Source organism: Anabaena sp. UHCC 0204, assembly GCF_009711975.1.
Taxonomy (GTDB): Bacteria; Cyanobacteriota; Cyanobacteriia; order Cyanobacteriales; family Nostocaceae; genus Dolichospermum.
Genome location: NZ_VIKW01000067.1, coordinates 1 through 8,907 on the forward strand (window position 1 = coordinate 1; position 8,907 = coordinate 8,907).

The following is an 8,907-nucleotide window of genomic DNA, read 5'->3' on the forward strand; positions in this document are numbered from 1 at the left end:
GAAGAAGTTTCTGAGTTTAATATCAAGGTTGCTACCTAATTCACAAAATGAGCATAAGCTTACCTGTGTATGAATTTTATAATTCTCATCTATGCAAGTTTGGAGAAATTCTAGCATTCTTTCTTCGTAAGGATTAACCAGTCTTTTGAGTTTTACAGACATTAGTTTTTCTCCATTAATATTTTTGCAAAATGGTGAATAAATTCTTCTAAAACTTCAGTGGAGTTAATACATACTTGTAATGTATAGGGAAAAAGCTTGTCCTTACTTTCATCTTTAAGTCCAATTTTCAAGCAACACTTACTTGTATCTAAGTCTTTTAATAGAGGATGATTATTGAAATATTCTTGAAGTTTATCAAAGCTATTTATATCATTGTTATTTATTTTCTCTAATTTAAAATTAGAAATTTTATTATCAATATAAAAATCTTGATGTTCAGAATTTATTATTCCATGATCTAACAACATTTCAAATTCACCAAAATATTGCCCTTGAAATATTTGTTGATATTCTTTAGTTAGCTTAATAAAAACATTCTTTTTGCTAGGGATTATCCAATAATTTGTTGATATTGCACAACTCATTTTGGCTGGGTTTTTAATTTCAGGAATTTTTGTAAAGAAGTAGGTTGAAAAATTTAGTTTCAACAAATATGGTTCTAAAATTTCTTGAGGAATAGAAATACACAATTCTTCTTTTCGTTGCGATAAAACCAACTGGTAACGTTTAGCACCCTTACCAGCATTATTAACTCGATAACCTATATATTGAGATGTTCGCTTTTCCTCAAACTTGTCATAAAAACCCAGTTTAGTCAGCAAACTGATGGCTAAAGACAGCAAATCCTCCCCACCTTCAATTACCTGAATATTAGTTGAAACCAAGCGAGGAACGCCGTTTTCAACCTCAAAGCGTTGGATGACATCGTATATAATTTTTGACATTGAATTTTTCCAAAAACCTTGGCTAAGGTTCATGGAAATATCTTAAACCCTATTCTCTAAAATTACAAGAGTCTTGGCTAAGATTTTTAGATTTTACCGAAAAGGCTAATTTTCCCCTCTTTAATCAAACCTTATCCGGGATAACCACCAAGGCACGCAACTAATTTATTTTTAGGCTCTTATGTTATTTTGATAGCGCAATATTATGTATTTAATTCTGCTTGTTAGCCCAAAGTGAAGCAGAGTAGGTTAGTAAAAATCATAGAAGTAAGAAACTTGTAACCCGTTTTTTGTTGATTTTTGCAACTCTTAATCATTTATCCACCCATTTTTGGGCTAGATATTGCTAAACTGAATTTTATACAAATTTATAATTTTTGTAGTCTGCACCTTGTGAGAGCATAAGGATCAGCTTTCTGGTGTAATCAAGAAAAGAAAGATAAAAGAGCAAATCAAAACATGGTAAACTCCCTCACTAAACCAGGCTTTGACGAAATCCGTCCCGGAGTTAAGTCCCCTGCAAAGGAAACCCTTTTAACACCAAGGTTTTACACAACCGATTTTGATGAAATGGCGCAGATGGATCTTTCCGTCAATGAAGAGGAATTAGAAGCTATTATTGCAGAATTCCGTATTGACTACAACCGCCATCACTTTGTTCGGGATGCTCAGTTTGAACAATCTTGGGACTCTATTGACGGAGAAACTCGCAAATTGTTCGTTGAATTTCTCGAACGTTCTTGTACAGCAGAATTTTCCGGTTTCTTGCTATACAAAGAACTCGGCCGTCGCTTAAAGGATAGAAGCCCTCTTTTAGCTGAAGGCTTTAACCTGATGTCACGGGATGAAGCCCGTCACGCTGGGTTCTTGAACAAAGCTATGTCAGACTTTAATCTTTCTTTAGATTTAGGATTTTTGACTAAGAGCCGTAGTTATACGTTCTTTAAGCCCAAATTCATCTTCTACGCGACCTATCTTTCTGAAAAGATTGGTTATTGGCGCTATATCACTATTTATCGTCATTTAGAATCCCATCCTGAAGATCGGATTTATCCAATTTTCAACTTTTTTGAGAACTGGTGTCAGGATGAAAACCGTCACGGTGATTTCTTTGATGCGGTTATGAGAGCGCAGCCACAAATGTTGAATGACTGGAAAGCGAAACTATGGAGTCGCTTCTTCTTGTTGTCAGTATTTGCAACTATGTATCTTAATGATATTCAACGCAAAGACTTCTACGCTTCTTTGGGATTAGATGCGAGAGAGTATGACATTCATGTAATCAAGAAGACCAATGAAACTGCTGGTAGAGTCTTCCCAGTTATTTTGGATGTTGAAAACCCAGCCTTTTATCAGCGTTTAGATGTTTGCGTCAAGAACAACGAAAAATTAGCAGCAATTTCTAGCTCTAATAGTCCTAAATTCCTGCAATTCTTCCAAAAACTACCAGTCTATGTTTCTCATGGTTGGCAGTTATTACAACTATATCTGATGAAACCCATTGATACGGTTTCTACTCACGGTCAAGCTCGTTAATTGAGTTTAATTTTCCGGCGTTGCTGATTGAATGTATGAATTAGCCTCACGCAAAGGCGCAAAGGCGCAAAGAATTAAGAGTTAAAGAAATCTAATTTTTAAATTTCATACTCTGATTCAGCAACGCCAATTTTCCATAGGGAGGTGGTTTTGTCCAAAACAAAGCCACCTTTTTATTGCTGATTTTTGAGTTACAGGGAGCAAATTGGCAAAAATTTACATCTATTATAATAGGATGAATTTTTTTCGCGCCAAGATGCAAAGGAGCAAAGACAAGAGTTTTAATAGGTAGTACGAAATAGCCTCTAACCTTATATATATATTATGCACAAAAGTTTTAGATATCAATTACCATTTCTGCTCACATTCTGTTTATTTAGTAACTTATTACCTGCTACTGGTGAGGTTGTCTGTCCTACGAATGTCAAAGAATCAAAAATAGCTAGATATTATGATAGAGATGGCAGTAGAGGCAGTAATGGACGTAGCGGGCGAGATGGTCGCAGCGGTGAAAACCAGACAATAAATGCTGATGGTGCAACAGTCAATCTTGACTTATCTGGTACAAATGGAGAAGATGGCGAAGATGGTGAACAGGGTGATCGTCCTAGCTGTAGAAACCAGCGGGAAGAAGGAAGTAACAATATTAATGCCCCCAATGGTGGTAATGGTGGTAGCGGTGGTAATGGTGGCAATGGTGGTAATGGTGGCGATCTTACTGTCTATTATACGAATTTGGCAGATTTAAAGAAAATTTCCGTTCGCGCTGTTGGTGGCGAAGGTGGACGGAGTGGAAGGGGTGCTAGAGGTGCGGCGGGTTGTGCTTGTCGTCGGAGACGTTGGGAGAGAGAAACCTGTACAGGAACTCCTGGTACTCCCAATCGTAAATGTACTAAAAAAGTTTATCGGTGTGACGATGGACGCGACGGGAGTGATGGTAGCAATGGACGTGATGGTACACGAGGCCGATCCGGTATTTTAAGTATAATTAATGGAAATGAACCCTTAGTAGGGGATAAACCAACTGCGGAAATAGGAATTTCTCAGTTAGCAAATCAACAGTTGAATCTTTCTAAAAATAAATGGCAAATCCGTCAAGGGGCAAATTCTTTACTTGCTATTGGTTCTGTGATTGCTGATGAATATCGGGAGTTTGAACGGCGGTTAGATGGGACTTTAAAGTTAATTTGGCAAGAAAAAAAGGCTATTTCTAACTTTTCTAATCAATCTGTAAAACTCAGTTTAAATGATAACCAACAAATAGATATTGCTTTTCCTGAAAATATATGGATTGATGGTACTGCTAAAACGGCGGAAGGTTTAACAGAGTATACTGTGAATCATGCTATTTCTAAAGAAGATGTGACTAGGTTGGCTGTGGCTGAGTTTGCTAATTCGGGACAAAATCTCAGTTTAAGAGTAGTTGATTTAGCTGCTAAATCTGATGTGATTAATACTCAGTTTCGAGTGAAATATCGAGCAAAAGATAACTTTTATGATTCTTTTAATTCCCCAACTTTATATGAAGGGGAAATTCCCGCAGAATTGGTGAGTCGTAGCTATAACAGTTTTAATCTAGCGTTAGGTAAGTTAAAAATTCCTAGTCAAGGTTTAAATCCTGGTACAAATGTTGATATTGAAATTATTGCTGTTCGTTCTTTAGGTGGACGTTCTGCACAACAAAAAATTAGTTGGCAAGGGGTAATTCGTCAACGGTGATATAGTAGGAGTCAGGAGGCAGGGGAGCAGGGGAGCAGGGGAGCAGAGGGGCAGGGGAAAAATATTCTTTTGCAACTGACAACTGACAACTGACAACTGACAACTGACTCCTTGCTAATTATTTTCCCATATTGCGTTTGAGTTTTTCTAGTTCATCTTGGGTTTCCCAACGACGAAATGTATCTTCTAAGTCATCAAAATTTCTATTAGAATTAGTGGCAGCATTCCAGCCGTGAGTTTCTAATCTTTGCTGGGTTTGGGCTTGGGTTCGGGCTGTTTGGGCTGCGGTGACTTGATTTTGTACTTCTTGACGACGCTGCTGAATTTTGCGGAGTAGTTCTTGAGATTGGGTAATGCGTTCTTTTAAACCTTGCATATGTCCCCACATCTGATTTCCTTCTCGCAGTAGTGCAGCTTCTCGTTCTTGGGCTGGGGTGGCTAAATCTTGTCTACCTGCGGCTTGGGCTTTTTGGATACGGATATGCCATTTTTGGATTTCTTGGGCGGTGGAGAGAATTTCGTCTTGCGATCGCTTCTCTTGTAATTGTAACTCGGCAATTAATTTTAATGTATCTTCTTCTTGTTCCCGCAGTTGTTCTAAAAGTGCTTCTAACTCCAAATGAGGGTTATTCCGCAAGAATTCTTCTAAACGACTTTCTAAAAACCGACTTAAATCATCAAATAAACTCACTGTTAAAACTCCAAAGGTTGGATATATAACTATTTTATAGCAGTTAAGAGGTGACAGGTGACAGGTGACAGGTGACAGTTAAGAAGGAAGGGGGAAGAGGGAAGAGAAAGATTTTCTTCCTTTGTGAAATCCTGACTTCTGACAAATTAAATTGGTGCTACCCAATATTTAATTCCTTGGACTATTTTTTGTTGTAATCCAAATTTGGGTAAATCGTCTTCACTCCAGCCCAAATAAGTCCAATGGGGAAGATCATTAATTATAGTTTGAAACCAACCATTTTGATTTAAAACTTGTCTTTGGGCTGGTGTTGATACTTGTAAATCAATTGCTAGTCCCCATAGATGTTGTGATGTGCCTGGGGGTGCAACTAAACCAAGAATTTTTGTTTCTTTTCCGGCTTTTACTTGTGCTAATGTTTCGCTATTGGTGTATTTATTCCAAAATCTTAAATTAGTTGCAAAACTGCGAAGACAATCACCCGAATAACCAGATTTAAGGGAAATATTTGCTAACATCCTGGCTTTATTTAAAGCCTCAACCGCAGTTTTTTGTAAATAACATTCTTGAGTGCCATCTACTAAAGCCATGCTGATTGTATCTTGAAAAGATTGTGTTTCTGATTCGTTGTCTAAAATAACTTTCTGTGGTAATGTAATTCCCTGTTCTTGATTAATAAATGCTGTTCCATAAGCCCGCAATATAATATATTCAAAAGTATCAAAGGGGGGAATAGTTGAGATTTTATTGGCAATTGTTGATAGAAAACGTTGTTGATTATCCAGTTGTTGATCGGGAATAAATGGTGTATTTCCAAGTGTTGTGGGATTAGGACAAGGTACGCTAGAGTTATTTCTACATTCTTGGGAAATTTGAGGATTTAGTGTAAATTTATCTTGGGAAATTTTATGAGCGAAAACTAAGGTAACACTAACAAAGATAATTATAGTTACAAATGCTGCTATTTGCATAATTAGTTTCATAAAATATTACTTTCTTTGAAAATTGCGATTTCATCATATCTCAAAATCTTTGAAAATTTCTGTAATTAAGGTACAAGATATGAGTTGTAGGGGCTTTTGCGGAGCGTGCTGGAAGCATCAGCATTCGGTGTAAGGGCGAAGCATTCGGAAAATAAACTTGGGAAAAAACCGATAATTTATCGCCCGAATGCTTCGCCCCTACAAGGTTTGTCTATAGGTTTCTATTTAGATTTTGTACATCATTGATATGCAAGTTCCTTCGTGGTATGTCTTGGACTCCCGCAAGGGATATGTTCTTTCTTGACTTGTACGTAAGTCCTATTTTAATTATTAATTCCGCCCTGCTGTGCTAGTCTGTTGTTGAGGATCTTGTTAGTTGTGAGAGGTTGTATAATTTTATGAGGGAGTTTATTTTTTAGATCATAAATAATCATAATTTAATTCAATATTTTTCGATAAACCACATTCATGCTTAATCCTTTTTAATAAGATAATGAATTTAAAAAACTCACGGATGCAAACTGTAGTGATTTATGGAATACTAGGAGCGATCGCGATCGTTATGCTGTTTCCATTGTTATGGTTAATCAGTACAGCATTAAAATCACCAACCGAAAATATCTGGCAGTCACCACCACAATTATTACCTAGTCAACCAACATTAGAAAACTTTTCTAAAGTTTGGCAATCTTTACCATTTGGTACATACTTGTACAACAGTATCCTAGTCTCAGTATTAACCGTTGGTTTAAATTTGTTGTTTTGTTCTTTAGCGGCTTATCCCTTAGCTAGACTTTCCTTTGTCGGCAGAAACGGAATTTTCATTGCCATTGTCTCTACAATTATGATTCCCTTCCAAATTGTCATGATTCCTTTATATATTTTGACAGTGCAGTTAGGGTTAAGAAATAGTTATTTGGGAGTAATTTTCCCTAGTTTAGCTTCTGCCTTTGGTATATTTTTGTTACGGCAAGCTTTGATAGGTGTGCCAAAAGAAATCGAAGAAGCTGCTCGCCTAGATGGTAGTTCTGAGTTAGGATTATGGTGGTACATAATGTTACCTGCCATTCGCCCAGCACTGATTACTCTGGCTATCTTTGTCTTTATTGGTGCTTGGAGTGACTTTTTGTGGCCTTTGATTGTCATTCAGGATGAAAGTTTATACACTTTACCCTTGGGAGTAGCTAAGTTAGAGGGGACATTTTCTTTAGATTGGCGGCTGGTGGCGGCTGGTTCAGTTATTTCGATTATGCCAGTGCTAGTATTATTTTTGTTCTTACAGAAGTACATTGTACCTACGGATACTGGCAGTGGAGTTAAGGGTTAATTATACTGAGGGATAAAATAGCATACAAGAGCTATAATAATTAGCTATAATTTTATACTCGGTTTAATTTAGATCACTGAGGGAAAGATGGTGTTTTATGTCTATCCCCAAGTGTTAATAGAACTTCTGTCTATTTGTGGAAAAATAGTATAAAAATGTACATTGAAAAACTATCTAATTCAGATTTAGAACGGATAATAATTCCTTGTCCCTTGATATTGGAAAGTGACACATTGGCCATTAATGCAGTCACATTAATGGGTCAAATGCGGAGTATGTGTTATCTGGCAAATATGGATATAATTCCAGATATTCAGCTTCCAAATATGGAACAAGCTAATTGTATTGCGATTCTAGAGCAAGAACAGTTAGTAGGAATTTTTACGGAACAAGATATCATCAAATGTACAGTAATGGGAGTGAATTTGGAGGAAGTTACCCTAGCAGAGGTAATGGTTGAGCATCCAGTCACTCTAAAAATATCAGAATTTACGAATATTTTTGTAGTTTTAAATTTATTTCGTCAACATAAAATACTTTATTTAGTAGTGATAGACGACGATGGTAATTTAGTAGGAGTTGTTACTCAAAATAGTATATTTAATACATTTGAACCACTGCAAATGTATGAAGAAATTAATGTTTTACGCCAAAAAGTTTGTCAACTAGAAAATGAAAAAACCGAAATTCTACAAAAACAAAATACTGAAATAGAACTTCAGGTTCAAGTCCGAACTATGAAAATCATGGAAAAAGCTAAGTCAGATCAACTGCTGGCAATGCTTTCACAAAAGATTCGTAAATCTCAATACTATCAACAAGCCCACAAAGAATTGAAAGAGTGGATGCTGACAGAAGCAAAACTCAAAAAACTGAATGAAAGATTAGAAATACGAGTTATGGAACGTACCGCAGAATTACATCAAAGTCAAGAATATTTACATCAAATTACAGAAAATATTGACAGTGTTTTCTGGATGACAAATCTGGAAAAAAATCAGATCCTCTATGTTTCAATAGCCTATGAAAGAATTTGGGGATATTCCTGTCAAGACCTCTATCAATCATCCCAGAAATGGGTAGATTTCATTCATCCAGAAGATTTACCACGCATTAAGGCGGCGTTACCCAACCAAATTAGTGGTAAATATAATGAACAATATCGCATAATTCGAGGTGATGGAGAAATCCGCTGGATTAATGATCGGGCTTTTCCTATCCATGATCAAGAAGGTAATATTTACCGGATTGCGGGAATTGCTGAAGATATTACCCAAAGAAAACAGATTGAAGAAACACTGAAATTGCAAGAGCGAGCGATCGCTGCCAGTAATAATGGTATTGTGATTGTTGATGCTCGACTACCAGACAAAAATACAATTTTTGTTAACACCGCTTTTGAAAAAATCACAGGTTATTCAGCAAGTGAAGTCATGGGGCAGAACTGTCGGTTTCTGCAAGGTAAAGATCGACAACAACCAGGTTTAAAGGATATTCGTATAGCTTTAAAAACCCAACAAAATTGTAAAGTTACCCTCCGTAATTATCGGAAAGATGGGAGTCTATTTTGGAATGAACTGAGCATTTCTCCCATTTATGATGATCACGGTAATTTAACTCATTTTATCGGCATTCAAAATGATGTAACTGACCGCAAACAGGCAGAAGAACAAATAAGATCCTCTCTCCAAGAAAAGGAAATAT

7 protein-coding genes are annotated in these 8,907 nt (G+C 36.5%); 4 read left to right on the forward strand and 3 right to left on the reverse strand.

What is annotated here, in order from left to right:
- Positions 1–161: 161 nt before the first annotated feature.
- Complete coding sequence (locus tag FJR04_RS24280; RefSeq protein ID WP_168499700.1) at positions 162–980, reverse strand: hypothetical protein; 819 nt, start codon at positions 978–980, stop codon at positions 162–164.
- 426 nt (positions 981–1,406) lie between these two features.
- On the opposite strand from FJR04_RS24280, the gene acsF reads away from it, so the two are divergent.
- Together acsF and FJR04_RS24290 are read left to right on the forward strand one after the other, a co-directional pair.
- Positions 1,407–2,483, forward strand: coding sequence for a magnesium-protoporphyrin IX monomethyl ester (oxidative) cyclase (acsF, locus tag FJR04_RS24285; protein WP_168499708.1), 1,077 nt, complete (start codon positions 1,407–1,409; stop codon positions 2,481–2,483).
- 324 nt (positions 2,484–2,807) lie between these two features.
- Positions 2,808–4,202 (forward strand): collagen-like protein, encoded by a 1,395-nt coding sequence (locus tag FJR04_RS24290; RefSeq protein ID WP_168499710.1) that lies wholly within the window; start codon positions 2,808–2,810, stop codon positions 4,200–4,202.
- 118 nt (positions 4,203–4,320) lie between these two features.
- Here the strand turns inward: FJR04_RS24290 and FJR04_RS24295 are convergent, their stop codons facing one another.
- Both FJR04_RS24295 and FJR04_RS24300 read right to left on the reverse strand, forming a co-directional pair.
- Positions 4,321–4,893 (reverse strand): TIGR04376 family protein, encoded by a 573-nt coding sequence (locus FJR04_RS24295; RefSeq protein WP_168499712.1) that lies wholly within the window; start codon positions 4,891–4,893, stop codon positions 4,321–4,323.
- Between the two features lie 146 nt (positions 4,894–5,039).
- Positions 5,040–5,876, reverse strand: a complete 837-nt coding sequence (locus FJR04_RS24300) for a D-alanyl-D-alanine carboxypeptidase family protein (RefSeq protein ID WP_168499714.1) — start codon at positions 5,874–5,876, stop codon at positions 5,040–5,042.
- Between the two features lie 493 nt (positions 5,877–6,369).
- On the opposite strand from FJR04_RS24300, the gene FJR04_RS24305 reads away from it, so the two are divergent.
- Positions 6,370–7,203 (forward strand): carbohydrate ABC transporter permease, encoded by an 834-nt coding sequence (locus tag FJR04_RS24305; protein ID WP_174763579.1) that lies wholly within the window; start codon positions 6,370–6,372, stop codon positions 7,201–7,203.
- 155 nt (positions 7,204–7,358) lie between these two features.
- The coding region (locus FJR04_RS24310) for a PAS domain S-box protein (protein WP_168499716.1) at positions 7,359–8,907 on the forward strand (1,549 nt) is incomplete at its 3' end.